The sequence below is a fragment of the Streptomyces sp. NPDC051822 genome, from assembly GCF_044452745.1.
In the GTDB taxonomy this organism is placed as follows: Bacteria; Actinomycetota; Actinomycetes; order Streptomycetales; family Streptomycetaceae; genus Streptomyces.
Map to the genome: position 1 here is coordinate 28821 of NZ_JBITBZ010000001.1, position 19992 is coordinate 48812.

The window sequence follows — 19992 nt, forward strand, 5'->3', positions numbered from 1 at the left end:
GGCGTCGAGCATCTCATTCCAGCACCACGGGTGCTATGCCGTTGCTCTATTCCGATCCCTCAAGAGAGGCCTGGTGAAGGCGCGTTGGAGTGGGTCGCGCCGCGGTCGCGCATCAATGCGCCGACTCCGCGGCCCGTCCCGTGATTGACTTCCGGGACAGTTCGACCGCCTTCTTCCGATCACCGAGAGCGAGGCCGCTCGTGGTCCATCAGATCGACCCTTCGTTCGTCGCGCTGCCCCTTCGGGCGCTCGCCGACGCGGCGCTCGCCCGAGCGCGCGCGCTCGGGGCCGAGCACGCCGACTTCCGTCTGGAGCGGGTGCGCAGCGCCTCGTGGCGGCTGCGCGACGCCAAACCGTCCGGCTCCTCGGACACCACGGACCTCGGCTACGCGGTGCGGGTGGTGCACGGCGGGGCCTGGGGGTTCGCGTCCGGAGTCGACCTGACCATGGACGCGGCCGCGCGGGTCGCCTCGCAGGCGGTGGCGATGGCCAAGCTGTCGGCGAAGGTGATCGCGGCGGCCGGTTCGAAGGAGAGGGTGGAGCTGGCCGACGAGCCGGTGCACGAGGAGCGCACCTGGGTCTCCTCGTACGAGATCGACCCCTTCTCCGTCCCCGGCGAGGAGAAGAGCGCGCTGCTCGCCGACTGGAGTGCGCGGCTGCTGCGGGCGGACGGCGTGGCGCACGTCGACGCCTCGCTGCTCACCGTCCACGAGAACAAGTTCTACGCGGACACGGCGGGTACCGTCACCACGCAGCAGCGGGTCCGGCTGCATCCGCAGCTGACGGCGGTCGCCGTCGACGGGACGACCGGTGAGTTCGACTCGATGCGGACGATCGCGCCGCCGGTCGGGCGGGGCTGGGAGTACCTGACGGGCACCGGCTGGGACTGGGACAAGGAGCTCGACGAGATCCCTGGGCTGCTCGCCGAGAAGATGCGGGCGCCGAGTGTGGAGGCGGGGCGGTACGACCTGGTCGTGGACCCGTCGAACCTCTGGCTGACGATCCACGAGTCGATCGGGCACGCCACCGAGCTGGACCGGGCCCTGGGTTACGAGGCGGCGTACGCGGGCACGTCGTTCGCGACCTTCGACCAGCTGGGGAAGCTGACGTACGGCTCCTCGATCATGAACGTGACGGGTGACAGGACCGCCGAGCACGGGCTCGCGACGGTCGGGTTCGACGACGAGGGCGTCGAGGCGCAGAGCTGGGACCTGGTGAAGGACGGCACGCTCGTCGGCTACCAGCTGGACCGGCGGATCGCGAAGCTCACCGGCCTCGGCCGGTCGAACGGCTGTGCCTTCGCTGACTCCCCCGCGCACGTGCCGGTGCAGCGGATGGCGAACGTCTCCCTGCAGCCGGACCCGGGCGGCCTGTCGACCGAGGACCTGATCGGCGGCGTGGAGCGGGGCGTCTACGTGGTGGGCGACCGGTCCTGGTCGATCGACATGCAGCGCTACAACTTCCAGTTCACCGGGCAGCGCTTCTTCCGCATCGAGAACGGGCGGCTCGCCGGCCAGCTGCGGGACGTGGCGTACCAGGCGACGACCACCGAGTTCTGGGGCTCGATGGAGCAGGTCGGCGGCCCGCAGACGTACGTGCTCGGTGGCGCGTTCAACTGCGGCAAGGCCCAGCCGGGCCAGGTCGCCTCGGTCTCCCACGGCTGCCCCTCCGCCCTCTTCCGGGGCGTCAACATCCTCAACACGACGCAGGAGGCCGGGCGATGAGCCGCGTCAGCAAGCCGTACGAGATCGTCGAGCGGGCTCTTGAGCTGTCCCGTGCCGACGGGTGTGTCGTCATCGCCGACGAGGAGTCCTCGGCCAACCTGCGCTGGGCGGGCAACGCGCTCACCACGAACGGTGTCACCCGCGGCCGTACGCTCACGGTGATCGCGACCGTGGACGGCGCGCAGGGCACCGCCACGGGGGTCGTCTCCCGGTCCGCCGTGACCGTCGACGACCTGGAGCCGCTGGTGCGGGCCGCCGAGGCCGCCGCGCGCACGGCCGGGCCCGCGGAGGACGCCCAGCCGCTGGTGAGGGACGTGCCCTCGTCGCCCGACTTCACGGACGCCCCGGCGGAGACCTCCTCCGCCGTCTTCGCCGACTTCGCACCGGCGCTCGGCGAGGCCTTCGCCCGTGCCCGGGCCGGCGGCCGTGAGCTCTACGGCTTCGCCAACCACGAGCTGACCTCCACCTACCTGGGTACGTCCACGGGGCTGCGGCTCCGGCACGACCAGCCCAACGGGACCCTGGAGCTGAACGCCAAGTCCCCCGACCGCTCGCGGTCCGCCTGGGCCGGGCGCTCGACCCGGGACTTCAAGGACGTCGACCCGGCCGCGCTCGACGCGGAGCTGGCGACCCGCCTCGGCTGGGCGGAGCGGCGGATCGAGCTGCCCGCCGGCCGGTACGAGACGCTGCTGCCGCCGACGGCCGTGGCCGACCTGCTGATCTACCAGCTGTGGTCCTCCACGGCCCGGGACGCGGTGGAGGGCCGTACGGTCTTCTCCAAGCCCGGCGGCGGCACCCGGCTCGGCGAGACGCTCTCCCCGCTGCCGCTGACGCTGCGCAGCGACCCTAACGAGCCGGGCCTGGAGTCCGCGCCGTTCGTGATCGCGCACTCCTCGGGCGACGACTCCTCCGTCTTCGACAACGGCCTGCCGATCGGTCCGACGGACTGGTTGCGGGACGGGAGGCTGGAGCACCTGATCACCACCCGGCACACGGCGGCGCTCACCGGCCTGCCCATGGCCCCCGGGGCGGGGAACCTGATCCTGGACGGGGGCGGCGAGCGCTCCCTGGAGGAGATGGTGGCCGCGACGGAGCGCGGGCTGCTCCTCACCTGCCTCTGGTACATCCGCGAGGTCGACCCGGCGACGCTGCTGCTCACCGGTCTGACCCGGGACGGCGTCTACCTCGTCGAGAACGGCGAGGTGGTCGGCGAGGTGAACAACTTCCGGTTCAACGAGTCGCCGGTGGACCTGCTGTCGCGGGCCTCGGAGGCGAGCCGGACGGAGAAGACGCTGCCGCGCGAGTGGGGCGACTGGTTCACCCGGGCCGCGATGCCCGCCCTGAGGGTGCCCGACTTCAACATGAGCTCGGTCAGCAAGGGGGTCTGACCCGCCTAGACTGAGTCGTCGTACCACCAACAACCTGAGGAGACTGACGGTCGTGACGGACATCGTCGACGAGCTGAAGTGGCGTGGGCTCTTCGCCCAGTCCACCGATGAGGACGCACTGCGCAAGGCTCTCGCGGACGGTCCCGTCACCTTCTATTGCGGTTTCGACCCGACCGCGGCCAGTCTCCACGTCGGCCACCTGGTCCAGGTCCTCACCGTCCGCCGGCTCCAGCGGGCCGGGCACCGGCCGCTGGCGCTGGTCGGCGGGGCCACCGGCCAGATCGGTGACCCGCGGCCGACGGCCGAGCGCACCCTGAACGACCCCGAGACGGTCGCGAACTGGGTGAACCGGCTGCGGACGCAGATCGAGCCGTACCTCTCCTTCGAGGGGGAGAACGCGGCGGTCATGGTGAACAACCTGGACTGGACCGCCGGCCTGTCGGCGATCGAGTTCCTGCGGGACATCGGCAAGCACTTCCGGGTCAACAAGATGCTGACCAAGGACTCCGTCGCCAGGCGCCTGGAGTCCGAGCAGGGCATCAGCTACACGGAGTTCAGCTACCAGCTGCTCCAGGGCATGGACTTCCTGGAGCTGTACCGCCGCTACGGCTGCACGCTCCAGCAGGGCGGCTCCGACCAGTGGGGCAACCTGGTGGCGGGGCTCGACCTGATCCACCGCGTGGAGCCCGGCGCCGAGGTGCACGCGCTCGCGACCCCGCTGATGGTCAAGGCGGACGGCACCAAGTTCGGCAAGACCGAGAGCGGGGCCGTCTGGCTGGACCCGGAGATGACCACGCCGTACGCGTTCTACCAGTTCTGGCTGAACGTGGACGACCGGGACATCTCGACGTACATGCGGATCCTGTCCTTCAAGTCCCGCGAGGAGCTGGAGGCGCTGGAGGAGCAGACCGCCGAGCGGCCGCAGGCGCGTGCCGCGCAGCGGGCGCTCGCCGAGGAGCTCACCACTCTGGTGCACGGCGCCGAGCAGTGCGCGGCCGTCATCAACGCCTCCAAGGCGCTGTTCGGGCAGGGCGACCTGGCCGAGCTGGACGAGGCGACGCTGGCCGCCGCCCTGTCGGAGCTGCCGCACGCCCGGGTGACCGAGCTGGGCCAGGTCGTGGACCTGTTCACCGAGGTCGGGCTCGCGCCGAGCAAGTCGGGCGCGCGCCGCACGGTGAAGGAGGGCGGGGCCTACGTGAACAACGTGAAGGTCACCGCCGAGGACGCCGAGGTGTCGGCGGACGAGCTGCTGCACGGCCGCTGGCTGGTGCTGCGGCGCGGCAAGAAGAACCTGGCGGCGATCGAGTTCGCCGGCGCCTGACCGGTACGCGTACGCCGGAGGCCCGGTACGGCACACCCTCGTGTGTGCCGTACCGGGCCTCCGCGCGTCCGGCGAGAAGCCGTCTAGGCGCGGCGTCTGCCGCTCTTCATCGATGTCCACAGCATGTCCCCCACCCCGACCACGGCGACGGCGCCGATCAGCTGGAGCAGATGGCGGGTCCAGTCGATGCCCTTGGTCTCGTTGACCCCGATCCAGGTCGCGACCGCGTTGCCGAGCACGCTGCCGAGAATGCCGAACACGGTCGTCAGCCACAGCGGGATCTGCTGCTTGCCCGGCAGGATCGCCTTCGCGATCAGACCCAGGACGAATCCCACGATGATCGCCCACAACCAACTCATCGTCGCCTCCTTGTACGCATGTCCGCCCAGTTTCGGCCCGTCGGCCATACGGCGCATGTCGGGCGGCGCCATCCGTGCCCCCGGCCTCCTGCGCGGCGGAGCCCGGGCGTACCGTGGAAACAAGGTCCGGACCGGGAGAGTCCGGCGCGACCGGTGGGTGGTGAACGGCGATGGCGAAGCGAGGCGGAACCGAGGTCTTCCGGATCACGGGGGCCCGGCAGGGGCTCGCCGACGACGTGCGGGGACGGCAGCGGCGCTATGTCATCTCGATGACGGTGCGGACGCTGTCCGTGATCGCGGCCGCGGTGCTGTGGGACGTCCAGCGCCATGTGGCCGTCGTGGCCCTCGCCCTGGGTGTGCTGCTCCCCTATGTCGCCGTGGTCATCGCCAACGCGGGCCGCGAGACGGCTCCGTCCCTTCCCTCCACCTTCGTACCGGCTCCGGTGCGGCCCGAGCTGGGTGCCGGCGAGGCTTCGGCGGACGGGGAGACGGAGCCTCCGAACGGCCGGAACTGATCACGGACAGTGGCCGGAAAAGCTCAAGAAAAGCTCAAATCAATCCTGGGCATCCAGTGCACCGCACCCCATGTGCCGTGACATACTTCCTACGCGCTCCGCATCCCCCGTCGGAGCGACGGACCGATGCCGGGCAGCTCCCCCCGTGGCTGCTCGGCATCGCCCTTGCTGGACAATGATCAGGTGATCAATGGTCCAGTGAGCGAAGAGAAGCCGATCTGTTCGGCCAAGGGATGCCGCGCCGACGCCGTCTGGGTGCTCGCGTGGAACAACCCCAAGCTGCACACGCCCGAGCGTCGCAAGACCTGGCTCGCGTGCGAGGAGCACCGCGAACACCTCTCGCAGTTCCTGGGCGTACGGGGCTTCCTGAAGGACGTCGTGCCACTCGCCGAGTGGGAGCCGACCGAGGGCTGAAGGGCCCCGATCAGCCGCTGGTCGGCCGCCGGTCGGCCCCCGTCAGCCGCCGGTCAGCCGCCGATCGCCGACATGGGGCGGTCGGGCTGGAGGAAGTCCGGGTCGTCGAGGCCGGAGCCGGCCTTCTTGCCCCACATGGCCTGCTTCCAGATCCGGGCGACCTCGTCGTCCGGGGCGTCCGAGCGGAGCGTGGCCCGCAGGTCCGTCTCCTCAGTGGCGAACAGGCAGGTCCGCACCTGCCCGTCGGCGGTGAGCCGGGTGCGGTCGCAGGCCCGGCAGAACGGCCGGGTGACGGAGGCGATGACGCCGACCGTGTGCGGTCCGCCGTCGACGACCCAGCGCTCGGCGGGCGCGGAGCCGCGCTCGTCGGAGCCTTCGGGCGTCAGGGTGAAGCGGGTGCGCAGGGACTCCAGGATGTCACCGGCGGTGATCATGCCGTCCCGCTTCCAGCCGTGCTGGGCGTCGAGGGGCATCTGCTCGATGAAGCGGAGTTCGTAACCCTCCGCCACCGCCCAGGCCAGGAGGTCGGGGGCCTCGTCGGCGTTGAGCCCGGGCATCAGGACGGCGTTGACCTTGACCGGGGTGAGGCCGGCGTCCCGGGCGGCGGCCATGCCGTCGAGGACGTCCCGGTGGCGGTCGCGCCGGGTCAGGGTCTTGAAGACGTCGGGGCGCAGGGTGTCCAGGGAGACGTTGACCCGGTCGAGGCCTGCGGCCTTGAGGGCGGCGGCCGTGCGCTTGAGTCCGATGCCGTTGGTGGTGAGGGACATCCGGGGGCGGGGCTCCAGGGCAGCGCAGCGCTCGACGATGCCGACGAGGCCGGGGCGGAGCAGCGGCTCGCCGCCGGTGAAGCGGACCTCGGTGACGCCGAGGTCGGTGACCGCGATGCGGATCAGCCGGACGATCTCGTCGTCGGTGAGCAGGTCCGGCTTGGCGAGCCACTGGAGGCCCTCCTCCGGCATGCAGTACGTGCAGCGCAGATTGCAGCGGTCCGTGAGTGAGACGCGCAGGTCGGTGGCGACCCGGCCATAAGTGTCGATGAGCACTGTGGGCCCCCTCCCCGTCTTGCGGTTGCTTGTGGTTCGAGCCTACGTGAGCCCACGGACAACGAGCAGGGCAGATTGTCACGGGACCGGCGCGGCCGCGTCGTAGAACTCTACGACGCGGCCGTCCGGGGGTCGCGGACCGTATACGACCCGCTGCTCTCCGGTCAGTGCTTGACCGCGGCGGCGACCCCGACACCGGTGAGGGACTTGACCTCCAGCTCCGCGTACTTGCCCGCGTCCGGCTCCTCCTTGGAGAGGAGCGAACCGAGCCAGCCGAGGAGGAAGCCGAGCGGGATCGAGACGAGCCCGGGGTTCTCCAGCGGGAACCAGTGGAAGTCCACGCCCTTGAACATCGAGGCGGGCCCGCCGGAGACGACCGGCGAGAAGAGGACGAGGACGACGGAGGAGATCAGTCCGCCGTAGATCGACCAGAGCGCGCCCTGGGTGGTGAACCGCTTCCAGAAGAGCGAGTAGAGGATCGTCGGCAGGTTGGCCGAGGCGGCGACCGCGAAGGCGAGGGCGACGAGACCGGCGACGTTGAGGTCGCGGGCGAGGGCGCCGAGCGCGATCGACACGATGCCGATGAGGACGGTGGACCAGCGGGCGGCCCGCATCTCCTCCTTCTCCGTGGCCTTCCCGCGCTTGATCACGTTCGCGTAGATGTCGTGCGCGAACGACGAGGAGGAGGCCAGGGTCAGACCGGCGACCACGGCGAGGATGGTGGCGAAGGCGACGGCGGAGATGACGGCGAGGAGGATCGCGCCGCCGGTGGACCCGGCGCCGCCGCCGACTTCGAGGGCGGTGAGCGGGGCCGCCGTGTTGCCTGCCTTGTTGGACGCCTTGATCGTGTCGCCGCTGAGCAGGGCGGCGGCGCCGAAGCCGAGGACGATCGTCATCAGGTAGAAGGCGCCGATGATGCCGATGGCCCAGTTGACCGACTTACGGGCGGCCTTGGCGGTCGGCACCGTGTAGAAGCGGATCAGGATGTGCGGCAGGCCCGCGGTGCCGAGGACGAGGGCGATGCCGAGGGAGATGAAGTCGAGCTTCGAGACGGAGCTCAGGCCGTACTTGAGGCCGGGCTCCAGGAACGCGTCGCCCTTGCCGCTGTTGGTGGCGGCGGCGCCGAGCAGCTGCGAGAGGTTGAAGTCGAACTTCAGCAGGATGAGGAAGGTGATGAGGAGGGTGCCCGCGATGAGCAGGACCGCCTTCACCATCTGCACCCAGGTGGTGCCCTTCATGCCGCCGATCGTCACGTAGACGATCATCAGGACGCCGACGAGGGCGACGATCGCGACCTTGCCGCCGTCACTGGTGATGCCGAGGAGCAGCGAGACGAGGACGCCGGCGCCCGCCATCTGGGCGAGCAGGTAGAAGATCGAGACGACGATCGTGGAGGTGCCCGCGGCGGTCCTGACGGGCCGCTGGCGCATCCGGTAGGCGAGGACGTCGCCCATGGTGAAGCGGCCGGAGTTGCGCAGCGGTTCGGCGACCAGGAGCAGGGCGACGAGCCAGGCGACGAGGAAGCCGATCGAGTAGAGGAAGCCGTCGTAGCCGTAGAGGGCGATGGCACCGCTGATGCCGAGGAAGGACGCGGCGGACATGTAGTCGCCGGAGATCGCGAGGCCGTTCTGGAAGCCGGTGAACTGGCCTCCGCCGGCGTAGAAGTCGGCGGCGCTGCGGGTCTGGCGGCCGGCCCAGATGGTGATGATCAGGGTCGCGATGACGAAGGCGCCGAAGAGGGCGATGATCAGCGGCCGGTGCTCGGCGGTGGCGCTGTCGGCGGCGAGCAGGACCGGGGTGCTGTCGGCGGCGAGCAGGACGGGGGTGCTCATGCGTCGCCCTCCATACGGGACTTGATGGCCTCGGCCTTGGGGTCGAGCCGGTTCGCCGCGTGCCGTGAGTAGAGCCAGGCGATGAGGAAGGTGGTGAGGAACTGGCCGAGGCCCAGGACGAGCGCCACGTTGATGTTGCCGAACACCTTGGTCCCCATGAAGCCGCCCGCGTAGTTGGAGAGCAGCACGTACAGCAGGTACCAGGCGATGAAGGCCAGGGTGAGGGGGAAGGCGAAGGAGCGGTACGTACGGCGCAGTTCGCCGAACTCCGCGCCCTCCTGCACCTCGACGAACTGTTCCGTCGTGGGCGTTACGGGAGCGGATGCGGCATCCGTCCCGTTTCTGGGCGGCGGCGGTGCTTCGGTAGCCACGGAATCTCCTCGTGACGCGGGGACGGACGGCATGGTCAAGGGGGCCTCACCAGGGGTGCGGGAACCGGCGCTCCGATCGGAGCTCCTCCCCTGCACAACGGCACGGAGCGCGAAGCGAAGCGGTTCACACGAGGGATTTATTCGCACAGATCTTCATGAAGTCTTCTCAACTCATTGAAGCGCCGGGAAGATCAGCGATAGCTTCACTCGTCATGCACCTGCCCGCGCGCAAACCCGCGCGCGAGCAGTACATACGGATGATGTGGAGAACCCATGGCTCATCTGGGATCGAGGCGCGGCCGAGCTCTCGCTCTGCCGGTTGGTCTCGCGCTCACGGCTTCGCTCGGCTTCCTTCCCTCCGGCGCCGCCTCCGCCGCGGATCTGAGCGACGCACCGGCTGCGGCAGCGGTGGCGACGAACGGGCCGAAGCTGACGTACGTCGTCAACGTCGAGGGGGGCCGCTGGACGGCCGCCTCGGTGAAGAAGGCGATCGCCGCCGCAGGTGGCGAGGTGGTCGTCTCGTACGACCAGATAGGCGTGATAGTCGTCCACTCGCAGAACCCCGAGTTCGCGAAGACGATCCGTCAGGCGCGTGGTGTGGTGTCGGCCGGTGCGACCCGTACCGCCCCGCTGTCCGCCCAGGCGGACGACGCCGTCGACGAGGGCGCCCAGACGCTGTCCGCGGCCGAGGCCAAGGCCGCCGCGGCGAGCGCCACGGACGCGCAGGACCCGCTGGAGCCCCTGCAGTGGGACCTCCCGGCCATCAAGGCGGACAAGGCCCACCAGAAGACGCTCGGCAGCAAGCGCGTCACGGTCGCCGTCATCGACACGGGTGTCGACGACACCCACCCGGACCTGGCGCCGAACTTCGACGTCGCCGCGTCCGCCAACTGCGTGTCGGGCAAGCCGGACACCACCCCCGGCTCGTGGCGCCCGAACCCGGGCGAGAGCGACCACGGCACCCACGTCGCCGGCACCATAGCCGCCGCCAAGAACGGCGTCGGCATCACCGGTGTCGCCCCGGGCGTCAAGGTCTCCGGCATCAAGGTGTCCACCCCGGACGGCTTCTTCTACACCGAGGCCGTGGTCTGCGGCTTCATGTGGGCGGCCGAGCAGGGCGTGGAGATCACGAACAACAGCTACTACACCGACCCGTGGATGTTCGCCTGCAAGACCGACGAGGACCAGAAGGCCCTCATCGAGGCGGTCACCCGTGCGACCCGCTACGCGGAGCGCAAGGGCACCGTCAACGTCGCGGCGGCCGGCAACTCGAAGTTCGACCTCGCGGCCGACTCGATCGTCGACAAGAGCAGCCCGAACGACACCGTCCCGGCCGAGCGGGTCATCGACCCGAAGGTGTGCTTCGACTACCCGGCCATGCTGCCGGGCGTCGTCACCGTCTCCGCGACCGGTGCCAAGGACCTGAAGTCGTCGTACTCGAACTACGGTCTCGGCATCATCGACGTCGCCGCCCCCGGCGGTGACCGCACCGAGTACCAGACCCCGGGCGCCCCGGCGGTCAACGGTCGCATCCTGTCGACCACGGTCAACGGCGGCTACAACTACAAGGCCGGCACGTCGATGGCCTCGCCGCACGCGGCGGGTGTCCTCGCGCTCATCAAGTCGAGGCACCCCTACGCGAGCCCGGCGGCGCTGAAGGCGCTGCTGTACGCGCAGGCCGACGACCGCGCCTGCACCAACCCGTACGACATCGAGGGCGACGGCACGATCGACGCCGTCTGCGAGGGTGGCGTGAACAAGAACGGCTTCTACGGAGCCGGTCTGATCGACGCGCTGGACGCGGTGAAGTAAGAGGCCGTGAAGTAAGCCGCCGTGAAGTAGGCGGTTCGGCGTTCGGCGGGGCCCTGGTGTGGTGTGCCACACCAGGGCCCCTTCGCGTGGCACTGAGTGCCATAGTGCCGTCATGAAGCAGACAGTGCGCTCCGGTACGGAGTTGTTGTGGTCGGTGCTCGGCGGCGATCCCGCCCTGGTCGACCGGGTGTCGTTCACCGGCCCCTCCGGTCTCCTTCCGGCCCGGCTGCCGGTGATGGACCTGGCGCGGGCGACCGTCGCGGTCGCCGGGCTCGCCGCCGTCGAGCGGGCCGGGCTGCCGGGGCCGGTGCGGGTGGACGACGGGGCCGTGGCCACCGCCTTCGTGAGCGAGCGTCATCTGCGGGTCGACGGGCGGGCCCCCGTGAACTTCGCGCCGCTGTCGCGGTTCTGGCGGGCGGCCGACGGCTGGATCCGTACCCACGCCAACTACCCCCACCACCGGGCGGCGTTGCTCACCGCGCTCGACGTCTCCTCCGGGTCGGTGGAGGCCGTCGCGGCGGCGATCGGCGCACGGCGGGCCGTGGACGTCGAGACGGCGGTGTACGCGGCCGGAGGGCTCGCCGTGGCCCTGCGCACCCCCGCCGAGTGGGCGGCGCACGAACAGGGCCGTGGGGTGGCGGCCCGGCCGCTGCTCACCCGTGAGCGGCTCGACGAGGCCCCGCCCCGGCGCCGTACGGGCCCCCTGCGGGTCCTCGACCTGACACGCGTGATCGCGGGTCCTGTCGCGACCCGGACGCTCGCGCTGCTCGGCGCGGACGTGCTGCGGATCGACCCGCCGGGCAACCCCGAACTGCCGGACCAGCACGCGGACACGGACGTCGGCAAGCGGACCGCCGCCCTCGACCTGGACCGGCCCTCCGACCGGCGTACCGTCGACGAACTCCTGGACGCCGCCGACGTGCTGGTCACCGGCTACCGGCCGGGCGCGCTCGACCGCTTCGGCCTCCACCGCCCGGGACTCGTCACCGCGCGGCTCTCCGCGTGGGGCGACCATGGCCCCTGGCGCGAGCGGCGCGGCTTCGACAGCCTGGTGCAGGTGGCCACCGGGATCGCGGTGACCGAGGGTTCGGCCGAGGAGCCCGGGGCGCTGCCCGCGCAGGCCCTGGACCACGGCACGGGCTATCTGCTCGCGGCGGCGGTGCTGCGTTCGCTGACCGAGCAGGACCGGGAGGGCGGCACGCGGCTCGTCCGGCTGGCCCTGGCGCAGACGGGGCATTGGCTGACGCACACGCTGCCGCGGTACGAGCCCGAGCGGTACCTCACCGAGTCGGAGGGTCCGCTCGGGCGGCTGCGGCACGCACTGTCGCCCGTCGCGTACGAGGGCGGCCCGACGGGCTGGTCGCGCCCGCCGGGCGTGCCGGGCGGCGACGCCGCCGCCTGGGTCACGGCTTGACGAGGACCTTCAGGGCGGTGCGCTCGTCCATCGCCTTGTAGCCGCCGGGGACGCCGTCGAGGCCGACGGTCAGGTCGAAGACCGGGGACGGGTCGATGATGCCGTCGAGGACGTCCGGGAGCAGTTCCGGGATGTACGCGCGCACGGGGGCGACGCCGCCGCGCAGGGCGATGTTCCGGTCGAACATGACGGACAGGTCGAGTCCGGTGCCGCTGCCGTGCGGGACGCCGACGTAGCCGATGGAGCCGCCGTCGCGGGCGATGGCGACGGCGGTCCGCATGGACTGCTCGGTGCCGACGGCCTCGATGACGCCGTGGGCGCCCTGGCCGCCGGTGAGCTCGCGGACGGCGGCCTCCGCGGCCTCGCCGCGTTCGGCGACGACGTCGGTGGCGCCGAAGAGGCGGGCGATGTCGGTACGGACGGTGTGCCGGCCGAGCGCGATGATCCGCTCGGCGCCGAGGCGCTTGGCCGCGAGGACGCCGCAGAGGCCGACGGCGCCGTCGCCGACGACCGCGACGGTCGAGCCGGGCTTCACGCCCGCGCCGAGGGCGGCGTGGTGGCCTGTGCCCATGACGTCGGAGAGGGCGAGCAGCGCGGTCAGGAGCCGGTCGTCGGAGGCGGCGTCGGCGGGGAGCTTGACGAGGGTGCCGTCGGCGAAGGGGACGCGGACGGCCTCGCCCTGGCCGCCGTCGGAGCCGACCGAGCCCCAGAAGCCGCCGCGCGGGCAGGAGGTCTGGAGCCCTTCGGCGCAGTAGTCGCAGGTGCCGTCGGACCAGACGAAGGGGGCGACGACGAGGTCGCCGGGCGTGAAGCCGGAGACGTCGGCGCCCGCCGCCTCGACGATCCCGAGGAACTCGTGGCCGATGCGCTGGCCGGGCTGCCGGGCCGACTCGCCCCGGTAGGCCCACAGGTCGCTGCCGCAGACGCAGGCGCGCAGGACGCGGACGACGACGTCGGTGGAGTCCCGCACCACCGCGTCGGGCACGTCCTCCACGCGCATGTCGAACGGGGCGTGGATGGTGGTGGCGCGCATGGCGGACGGTCCTTGCTGTCAGACGTTTGTACGACGTTCACCGTACATCGCGCGGAGCACTCCCGCCGTCAGCAGGTACTGCGCCGCGATGTAGGTCAGCATGACCCAGAAGTCGGGCGCCGGCAGCTGGGGCCATGCGGCGACCCCGGTGGCGATGAGGGTGTCGGACAGCAGGAAGAGGGCGCCGCCGAGACCGGCCAGGAGGCCAAGGGAGCTGGCGCGGTAGGCCATGGCCGTGAGCAGCAGCGAATATCCGGCGACGGGGATCCGCAGGTCGGCGGGGAGGTCGGGCCACAGGAGCGCGACGGTGCCGACGAGCGCCGCGGTGTACGCGATCCCCAGGGGGACGGACGCACGGCGCCGCCCGAAGAGGACCAGGTAGCAGACGTGTCCCGCGGCGAAGGAGCCCATGCCGACGAGGAAGGCCCAGTCGGCGTCGGAGAGCAGGAAGACGTCACCGCCCCAGCCGAAGAGGAGCGCGGCGGTGAGCGGCTTCGGGGCGCCTCGGGTGACGGCGTGGGCGGCGAGCAGCGGCATCAGGAGCGGCTTGGCGAGCTGGTGGCCGAGTTCGGCGCCGGCGAGCAGGGAGATCAGGTCGACGGCGGCCGCGACCGCGAAGGCGACGAGCAGCGCGTGCGAGAGGCCGCGGGAGTGGCCACGGGAGAGGCCACGGGAGGAAGTCGTCACGCGGCGGTCCCCGGGGCGGGCTCGGCGGCGGGCGCATGGGCGGGCGTGTGGGCGGGCTCGGCGGCCGGCTCCGGGGCGGGGCCCTTCCCCGCGACGGGCGCCGGCTGCCAGCCCGGTCCGCGGAAGACCCGTCCGGCCCGCTCGCGCCAGTCGTTCGCGGCCCGGAGGTCGCGGGCGATGGCGGCGTACTCGTGGGTGGCGACCCGGAGCGGGTTGTACGTCTCGATGTTCTTGGTGAGCCCGTAGACGGGCCGGTCGGTCTCGCCGACCCAGGAGCCGAACATCCGGTCCCAGACGATGAGGATCCCGCCGAAGTTCCGGTCCAGGTAGCCGCCCTGGGAGGCGTGGTGGACGCGGTGGTGGGAGGGGGTGTTCAGGACGTACTCGAAGGGCCGGGGCAGCTTGCCGACGCGCTCGGTGTGGATCCAGAACTGGTAGACGAGGTTGACGGAGTAGCAGAAGGCGACGGCCGCCGGGTGCACGCCGAGGGCGATCATCGGCAGGTAGAAGGGCCAGGAGGTCACGCTGGTCCACGGCTGCCGCAGGGCGGTGGTGAGGTTGAACCTGCGGCTGCTGTGGTGGACGACGTGGCAGGCCCAGAGGACGCGGATGACGTGGTGTCCGCGGTGCTGCCAGTAGTAGAGGAAGTCCTGCGCGAGCAGCATGAGCGGGATCGTCCACCAGAGGACGGGGACGCGGAGCGGGGTCAGCTCGTAGACGGCGGTGTAGATGGCGACCACGGGGATCTTCCACAGCGCGTCGAAGGCCAGGCTTCCGAGGCCCATGCCGATGCTGGTGGCGGCGTCCTTGGTCTCGTACCCGGCGGCGTCCTCGTCGGGGTGGATCCGGTGGCTGACCATCTCCAGGACGGTGAGCAGGACGAACGCCGGTATGGACCAGAGCACGACATCGGGCAGGTTCGGCATGTCGTCGACGGTAGGGGTGGTGGGCGGGGCGGGGCTAGACGTTGTTACCAACAAGTATGCGAGACGGCTTGTCAGCAAGCTTTGGCACCTTCTGACAACGCATGCGCCTTCGGCCGGCGCGGTCGCCTTCCGACGACAGCGCGGGCGCCTTCAGACCCCGGCCGCTCCGAGCAGGGAGCCCGCACCGTAGGTGACGGCCATCGCGAGCGCCCCGCCGGCCATGTTGCGCAGGACCGCGCGGCCCGGGGGCGCCTCGCCCAGGCGGGCGCTCCACCAGCCGGTGAGGGCGAGGGCCGCGAGGACGGAGAGCACCGTGACCCAGAGCCGCGCGTCCGTCGGCGGGAGGACCATCGCGAGGAGGGGCAGCAGGGCGCCGACGGTGAACGCGAGGAAGCTCGCCCAGGCCGCGTGCCAGGGGTTGGTGAGGTCGTCGGGGTCGATGCCCAGCTCCACGCGCGCGTGGGCGCGCAGGGCGTCGCGCTCGGTGAGCTGTTCCGCGGCCTCGCGGGCCACGTCGGAGGAGAGGCCGCGGGCGGACAGCAGTGCGGTCAGCTCGTCGAGTTCGGCCTCGGGGTCGTCCCGCAGTTCGCGCTTCTCCTGGGCGAGCGCGGCCTTCTCGGAGTCGCGCTGGGTGGAGACGGAGACGTACTCCCCCGCCGCCATCGACATCGAGCCGGAGAGCAGCCCGGCGAGTCCGGCCGTGAGCAGCGTGGCCCGGGACTCGGTGGCGCCCGCGACGCCGACGACGAGGCCGGCGGTGGAGACGACGCCGTCGTTGGCTCCGAGCACGGCGGCCCGGAGCCAGTTGAGACGGGAGCCGAGTCCTCCCTCGTGGGCGGAGTCGTCGAGGGGTGCGTCAGTCACCCCGGGAGGGTCTCACCCCGGCCGTCACCAGACGCGGACCGACCCGCCCGGGGCGAAGGCCGGGCTGGTCGCGCCCTCCGGGACCTTCCCCAGGGGTGTGGCGATCTCCGCGACCTCCGGCCCGTGGACGGCGGCGAGGGGGTCGAGGAGGGCGAGGTCGAAGCCGTAGACGCGGGCCGCGTTGCCGCCGACCATCGCCGCGACCTCGTCCCTGGGCACTCCCGCGTAGGCGATCCGGAGGCCTTCGCGGGAGTACGGGGTGGTGCCCTCGTCGTGCGGGTAGTCGCTGCCCCACATGATCTTGTCGAGCCCGATCCGGTCGCGCAGCGGCACCTCGTGGGGGCGCATGAAGCTCGCGCCGACGAAGCAGTTGTCGCGCCAGACCTCGCTGGGGCCCTTGCCCATGGACGCGGCGAGGCCGGCGCCGAACCTGGACTCGGCGGTGGCGGCCCGGGAGGCCGCCGCGACGAGCCGCTCGTGGTAGTAGTCCAGCATGTCCACGATCCCCGGGATCCAGCCGGAGCCCTGCTCGGTCAGGACGAGCCTGAGGTCCGGGTGGCGGCGGAACGCACCGCCGAAGATCAGGTGCCACAGGGCCCGGTGGGAGAACCAGGTGGTCTCCACCATGAAGACCGCGCGGGCGGCCGGTTCGTCGCCGAGCGGCGGCGAGGCGGAGCCGCCGTGGTGGTTCACCGGCACGCCGAGTTCGGCGCAGACCGCCCAGATCGGGTCGTACGTCTCCGAGTACAGCTCGGGCACCCCTGACCCCGGCGGGGCGCCCGGCAGCAGGATCCCGCCGGTGAGTCCCGCCTCCTTGGTGCGGCGGATCTCCTCGACGGCCTCGTCGACGTCGTTGAGGAGGATCTGCGCCACGCCCGCCCGGCGGCCCGGCGCGTCGGCGCAGAAGTCGGCCAGCCAGCGGTTGTGCGCCCGCAGTCCCGCCCAGCGGAGCGCGTACTCCTCGCGGGTCGGCGCGGGGGCCATCAGGGAGGCGGAGGGGAAGAACGGCGGGACGGTGTTCGGGAAGACGACCTCGGCGACGATCCCGTCGGCCTCCAGCTCGCGCAGGCGGCGCCCGGAGTTCCAGTTGCGGTCGGCGGTGTCGGCGAGCAGGTCCTCGTACGGGTTGACGTAGGTCGCCGCCCAGGCGTCGAAGGCCTCGTGGTGCCTCTTCTCCAGGTACGGGCGGTAGTCGAGGAGGTCGGCGCCGGCGTGGCAGTCCGCCGAGATGACGGTGTAGCGGTCCGTCATGGCGTGCCCCCCAGGACCGGGAAGTCGTGTTCCGTGAGCCAGTGGCGGCCGACCTCGCGCGAGCGGGCCCAGGAGGCCTCCACCGCGGCCTGGTCGGGCGACTGGCCGAGGTCGGCGGGGGTGGGGCCGATCCGACGGGCTATCGGATCCAACAGCTGAACATCGAATCCGAAGACCTCCGCCGCCGAGAGGCCCAGCATCCGGCGCGTCTCCGCCACCGGGATGTCGTGGAAGGTCTTCCGGAGCCACGCGCGCGTGTCGGGCCAGGTGCCCTCCGGGTGCGGGAAGTCCGAGCCCCACAGGATGTTGTCGACGCCGATCTCGTACCGCTGGGCGAGTTCGCGCCGCTTGGTGTTGGTGGCGCAGACGAAGACCTGCCGGTCCAGGTACTCGCTCGGCGGCCGGGTCAGCTCCGCGAACGGGGACAGCTTCTTGCCGCCGTGCGCGCCGAGGTAGAGCCGGTCCATGAACCAGAGCAGGTTCGGCAGCCACCAGCAGCCTGACTCGGCGACCCCGAACCGGAGCCCGGGGTGCCGCTCGAAGACGCCCGACCAGAGCAGGAACCACAGCGGCCTGGCCGGCCACCAGGTGACCTCGGAGACGTAGATGCCGAGGTGGTCGCCGTACTCCTCGCGCGGCGCCGCGCCCGAGTGCGTGACCAGCGGCATCCCGGTCTCGGCGGCGGCCGCCCAGACCGGGTCGTAGCGCCGGTCGTGGTACGGCGCCTTGTCCACCCACATGGAGGGGATCATCAGCGCGCCGAGCCCCGACTCCCTGGCCCGGTGGATCTCGGCGACGACCTTCGCGGGCTCCGCGGTGATGGGCAGCAGCGCGACTCCGCAATGCCGCGTGGGGTTCTGGCCGACGAACTCGGCGAGCCAGCGGTTGTGCGCCTGCGCGCCCGCCATGCCGAGCGCCGGGTCCTGGTCGCCGGAGAGGCCGAGGCCCACGCCGAAGGGGGCGGCGGTCCTGCTGTCGACGGCGTCGGCGTCGGGGAAGACCACCTCGGCCGCGACCCCGTCGCCGTCGAGCTCCTTGAGCCGCTGCACGGGGTCCCAGCCGCCGCGCAGACCCTCCTCGTTGTCGTGGAACCACCGGTCGGCGAAGGCCTCGTTGCGCACCCCCAGCCGGGTCATGGCCTCCTGGCGGGCCTCGCGTCCGGCGAGGAACTCGTCGAACTCACGGCGGAAACGGGGATCGAGATAGGGCCGGTACTCCTCGGTGGGCAGTCCGGCATGACAGTCGGAGGAGATGATCAGATACGGGTCTTCATGACTCATCGTGCTGTCCCCCAGTCAGTCGAGGATGAAGCTCTCCAGATAGGACGGGGCGGCGCGGTCGAGCATCGACGTGGAGCGCGCCCGGATCTGCCGGTCGCTGTGCTCGCTCTCCGGCAGCATCCAGAAGCGGTCGGCGCGGATGCCGTCGACGACGTGCTCCGCGACCTCCTCCACCGGGGTGAAGGCCACCTCGTGACCGGCCTCCTTCATGGCGGCCTCCCACTGGTCGAGGCTGCGGTACGGGGTCCTGCGCGGGCGCTGCTTGGCGTACCGCTCGGGCCGGTTGCGGTGCGACTCCCAGAGGCCGGTGCGGAGCATGTGCGGTCCCGGGAAGAGCACGGACACGCCCACGCGCGCGTGCTCGGCCCGCAGATGGGCGTAGAGCGACTCGGTCATGGTGACGACGGCCGCCTTGGTGACCGCGTACACGGAGGCGGTGGGCAGCGGGGCGATGCCGCCGTCGCCGGAGGAGGTGTTGACGACATGGCCCGGTTCGCCGCTCGCGAGCATGCGCGGGACGAAGGCCTGGATGCCGTGGAAGACGCCCCAGACGTTGACGGAGAAGGCCCACTTCCAGTCGTTGGGGTCGTGTTCCCACATGCGGCCCTCGGCGCCGGAGCCGACGCCCGCGTTGTTGCAGAGGACGTGGACGGCGCCGAAGGTGTCGTAGGCGGCCTCGGCGAACGCGTGTACCCCGTCGGCGTCCGAGACGTCGACGGTCCGGGCGAGGACCTGCGCCCCGCTCTCCATCAGCTCGTCGGCGGCCCGCGCAAGCGCGGCCTCCTCGACGTCCCCGAGGACGACGGCCAGGCCCTCGGCGGCGAAGCGGCGTGCCATGGCGAGCCCGATGCCGCTCGCGGCGCCGGTGACGACGGCGACCTGTCCCTCGCGCAGCTCCATCAGACGCTCCCCTCGGGCGGGCCGTCGAGAATGTGCTGCGGGTCGTCGTAACGCTGGTGTACGTACGGCAGCAGGGCTTGCGCGCAGACGCGTTCGGCGACCGTGCCCTTCTGGTCGGTGGTCTTCTCGCCGATCGTGATCTCGACGAGCCGGCGTACGGGGAGGTCGGCGACCGGGTCGTACATGGATTCGCGCAGGACCACGTCACCGGTGACCCGCTCCAGCCTGCGCACCTTCTCGTTGCGGACGCAGTGGACCAGGACGGGGTCGGCGTCGAAGCCGGAACCCTCCACACCCGGAAGGAACTTGAAGTAGAAGTCGGTCTTCTCGACGGGTTCCGGCAGTGGCAGCGGGCCGGAGACCGCGCCGCGGACCTCCACGAAGGCGATGCCGTGCCGGGCGAGGGCCGCGCGGACGACCAGCCCCTCGCGTTCGACGGTGACCTCGCCCAGTTTCTTCGGCTCGCCGAAGACCTCGCGTCCGCCGGTCAGGGCGCGTTCGTGGGTCATCGGCATGACCAGCGGGTACCAGCCCTCGCGGTCGCCGTGGGCGGCGGCGACCGCCACGGAGCCGGCGCCCAGGGGATAGCCGGGCAGGTCGACCCGGCTGATGGTGGCGCGGACGAGCGGGCGTGCGGTGGGTTTCAGCGGGGGCGGCAGGACCGCCGCGACGACGTCCGGATCGGTCTCCCAGACGGCGACCACCCCGGTGGACCAGATCTCGGGGAGCCGGGCGCTCCGTGCGCGGGCCGCCGCCGCCTCGGCGTCGGTGCGCGCCCCGTACCGTACTCGTGCCATGACGTACCACCTTTCGGGACCGTCCGCCTGTAACACAGTTACACCGCCGCCGCCGAAGGGT

At 71.6% G+C, this 19992-nt stretch carries 19 protein-coding genes; 7 read left to right on the forward strand and 12 right to left on the reverse strand.

Going from position 1 to position 19992, the window contains the following annotated elements; translation table 11 throughout:
- Positions 1-200: 200 nt before the first annotated feature.
- From ACIA8N_RS00130 to tyrS, 3 genes are read left to right on the forward strand one after another with little or no spacing between them, the layout of a single operon-like run.
- The gene (locus ACIA8N_RS00130; RefSeq protein ID WP_365787162.1) at positions 201-1724 is read left to right on the forward strand and encodes a TldD/PmbA family protein; all 1524 of its coding nucleotides are present in this window, start codon (positions 201-203) and stop codon (positions 1722-1724) included.
- Entirely contained in the window at positions 1721-3112 is a 1392-nt protein-coding gene (locus ACIA8N_RS00135; RefSeq protein WP_365787160.1) for a metallopeptidase TldD-related protein, read from the forward strand. Before ACIA8N_RS00130 ends, ACIA8N_RS00135 begins: the two co-directional genes overlap by 4 nt.
- 52 nt (positions 3113-3164) lie before the next feature.
- Positions 3165-4433 carry a tyrosine--tRNA ligase gene (gene tyrS / locus ACIA8N_RS00140; protein ID WP_365787158.1) on the forward strand — a complete coding sequence of 423 codons (1269 nt, stop codon included), beginning with the start codon at positions 3165-3167 and terminating at the stop codon, positions 4431-4433.
- A gap of 83 nt (positions 4434-4516) precedes the next feature.
- On the opposite strand, the gene ACIA8N_RS00145 is transcribed toward tyrS, so the two are convergent.
- Positions 4517-4792 (reverse strand): GlsB/YeaQ/YmgE family stress response membrane protein, encoded by a 276-nt coding sequence (locus ACIA8N_RS00145; RefSeq protein ID WP_365787156.1) that lies wholly within the window; start codon positions 4790-4792, stop codon positions 4517-4519.
- 170 nt (positions 4793-4962) lie between these two features.
- Between ACIA8N_RS00145 and ACIA8N_RS00150 the strand changes: the two genes are divergently transcribed.
- Both ACIA8N_RS00150 and ACIA8N_RS00155 read left to right on the forward strand, forming a co-directional pair.
- The gene (locus ACIA8N_RS00150; protein ID WP_365787154.1) at positions 4963-5307 is read left to right on the forward strand and encodes a DUF3099 domain-containing protein; all 345 of its coding nucleotides are present in this window, start codon (positions 4963-4965) and stop codon (positions 5305-5307) included.
- Positions 5308-5505: 198 nt separating this feature from the next.
- The gene (locus tag ACIA8N_RS00155; RefSeq protein WP_365787152.1) at positions 5506-5721 is read left to right on the forward strand and encodes a hypothetical protein; all 216 of its coding nucleotides are present in this window, start codon (positions 5506-5508) and stop codon (positions 5719-5721) included.
- Positions 5722-5774: 53 nt separating this feature from the next.
- Here ACIA8N_RS00155 and moaA read toward each other — a convergent pair whose 3' ends face one another.
- From moaA to ACIA8N_RS00170, 3 genes are all read right to left on the reverse strand, one after another.
- On the reverse strand, positions 5775-6764 hold the full coding sequence (gene moaA, locus ACIA8N_RS00160; protein ID WP_359212687.1) for a GTP 3',8-cyclase MoaA: 990 nt from the start codon (positions 6762-6764) through the stop codon (positions 5775-5777).
- Between the two features lie 164 nt (positions 6765-6928).
- Positions 6929-8596, reverse strand: coding sequence for a cation acetate symporter (locus tag ACIA8N_RS00165; RefSeq protein WP_365782246.1), 1668 nt, complete (start codon positions 8594-8596; stop codon positions 6929-6931).
- Positions 8593-8967, reverse strand: coding sequence for a DUF485 domain-containing protein (locus ACIA8N_RS00170; RefSeq protein ID WP_365782248.1), 375 nt, complete (start codon positions 8965-8967; stop codon positions 8593-8595). The genes ACIA8N_RS00165 and ACIA8N_RS00170 overlap by 4 nt, the downstream gene beginning before the upstream one ends.
- 273 nt (positions 8968-9240) lie before the next feature.
- Between ACIA8N_RS00170 and ACIA8N_RS00175 the strand changes: the two genes are divergently transcribed.
- Together ACIA8N_RS00175 and ACIA8N_RS00180 are read left to right on the forward strand one after the other, a co-directional pair.
- The gene (locus ACIA8N_RS00175) at positions 9241-10779 is read left to right on the forward strand and encodes a S8 family serine peptidase (protein WP_365782250.1); all 1539 of its coding nucleotides are present in this window, start codon (positions 9241-9243) and stop codon (positions 10777-10779) included.
- A 112-nt stretch (positions 10780-10891) separates the two neighbouring features.
- Positions 10892-12193, forward strand: coding sequence for a CoA transferase (locus ACIA8N_RS00180; protein WP_365782252.1), 1302 nt, complete (start codon positions 10892-10894; stop codon positions 12191-12193).
- On the opposite strand, the gene ACIA8N_RS00185 is transcribed toward ACIA8N_RS00180, so the two are convergent.
- The 8 genes from ACIA8N_RS00185 to ACIA8N_RS00220 all read right to left on the reverse strand — a co-directional run bounded on the left by ACIA8N_RS00185 (position 12183) and on the right by ACIA8N_RS00220 (position 19931).
- Complete coding sequence (locus ACIA8N_RS00185; RefSeq protein WP_365782254.1) at positions 12183-13226, reverse strand: zinc-dependent alcohol dehydrogenase family protein; 1044 nt, start codon at positions 13224-13226, stop codon at positions 12183-12185. The genes ACIA8N_RS00180 and ACIA8N_RS00185 overlap by 11 nt on opposite strands.
- Positions 13227-13244: 18 nt before the next feature.
- A complete protein-coding gene (locus tag ACIA8N_RS00190) occupies positions 13245-13913 on the reverse strand; it encodes a lysoplasmalogenase (protein WP_365782256.1) in 669 nt (222 codons plus the stop codon).
- Positions 13910-14839, reverse strand: a complete 930-nt coding sequence (locus tag ACIA8N_RS00195) for a sterol desaturase family protein (RefSeq protein ID WP_365782258.1) — start codon at positions 14837-14839, stop codon at positions 13910-13912. Before ACIA8N_RS00195 ends, ACIA8N_RS00190 begins: the two co-directional genes overlap by 4 nt.
- A 150-nt stretch (positions 14840-14989) precedes the next feature.
- On the reverse strand, positions 14990-15703 hold the full coding sequence (locus ACIA8N_RS00200) for a VIT family protein (RefSeq protein WP_365782261.1): 714 nt from the start codon (positions 15701-15703) through the stop codon (positions 14990-14992).
- A 24-nt stretch (positions 15704-15727) separates the two neighbouring features.
- Positions 15728-16954 (reverse strand): amidohydrolase family protein, encoded by a 1227-nt coding sequence (locus ACIA8N_RS00205; RefSeq protein WP_365782263.1) that lies wholly within the window; start codon positions 16952-16954, stop codon positions 15728-15730.
- Complete coding sequence (locus ACIA8N_RS00210) at positions 16951-18234, reverse strand: amidohydrolase family protein (RefSeq protein WP_365782265.1); 1284 nt, start codon at positions 18232-18234, stop codon at positions 16951-16953. Before ACIA8N_RS00210 ends, ACIA8N_RS00205 begins: the two co-directional genes overlap by 4 nt.
- 15 nt (positions 18235-18249) lie before the next feature.
- The gene (locus ACIA8N_RS00215; RefSeq protein ID WP_365782267.1) at positions 18250-19134 is read right to left on the reverse strand and encodes an SDR family NAD(P)-dependent oxidoreductase; all 885 of its coding nucleotides are present in this window, start codon (positions 19132-19134) and stop codon (positions 18250-18252) included.
- A complete protein-coding gene (locus tag ACIA8N_RS00220) occupies positions 19134-19931 on the reverse strand; it encodes an acetoacetate decarboxylase family protein (RefSeq protein ID WP_365782269.1) in 798 nt (265 codons plus the stop codon). Before ACIA8N_RS00220 ends, ACIA8N_RS00215 begins: the two co-directional genes overlap by 1 nt.
- Positions 19932-19992 lie beyond the last annotated feature (61 nt).

Coding starts and splice junctions, on each gene's coding strand:
- ACIA8N_RS00135 (WP_365787160.1), top strand. CDS start 1,721: ATGAGCCGCGTCAGCAAGCCGTACGAGATCGTCGAGCGGGCTCTTGAG.
- ACIA8N_RS00145 (WP_365787156.1), bottom strand. CDS start 4,792: ATGAGTTGGTTGTGGGCGATCATCGTGGGATTCGTCCTGGGTCTGATC.
- ACIA8N_RS00150 (WP_365787154.1), top strand. CDS start 4,963: ATGGCGAAGCGAGGCGGAACCGAGGTCTTCCGGATCACGGGGGCCCGG.
- ACIA8N_RS00165 (WP_365782246.1), bottom strand. CDS start 8,596: ATGAGCACCCCCGTCCTGCTCGCCGCCGACAGCACCCCGGTCCTGCTC.
- ACIA8N_RS00175 (WP_365782250.1), top strand. CDS start 9,241: ATGGCTCATCTGGGATCGAGGCGCGGCCGAGCTCTCGCTCTGCCGGTT.
- ACIA8N_RS00180 (WP_365782252.1), top strand. CDS start 10,892: ATGAAGCAGACAGTGCGCTCCGGTACGGAGTTGTTGTGGTCGGTGCTC.
- ACIA8N_RS00185 (WP_365782254.1), bottom strand. CDS start 13,226: ATGCGCGCCACCACCATCCACGCCCCGTTCGACATGCGCGTGGAGGAC.
- ACIA8N_RS00195 (WP_365782258.1), bottom strand. CDS start 14,839: ATGCCGAACCTGCCCGATGTCGTGCTCTGGTCCATACCGGCGTTCGTC.
- ACIA8N_RS00205 (WP_365782263.1), bottom strand. CDS start 16,954: ATGACGGACCGCTACACCGTCATCTCGGCGGACTGCCACGCCGGCGCC.
- ACIA8N_RS00210 (WP_365782265.1), bottom strand. CDS start 18,234: ATGAGTCATGAAGACCCGTATCTGATCATCTCCTCCGACTGTCATGCC.
- ACIA8N_RS00215 (WP_365782267.1), bottom strand. CDS start 19,134: ATGGAGCTGCGCGAGGGACAGGTCGCCGTCGTCACCGGCGCCGCGAGC.
- ACIA8N_RS00220 (WP_365782269.1), bottom strand. CDS start 19,931: ATGGCACGAGTACGGTACGGGGCGCGCACCGACGCCGAGGCGGCGGCG.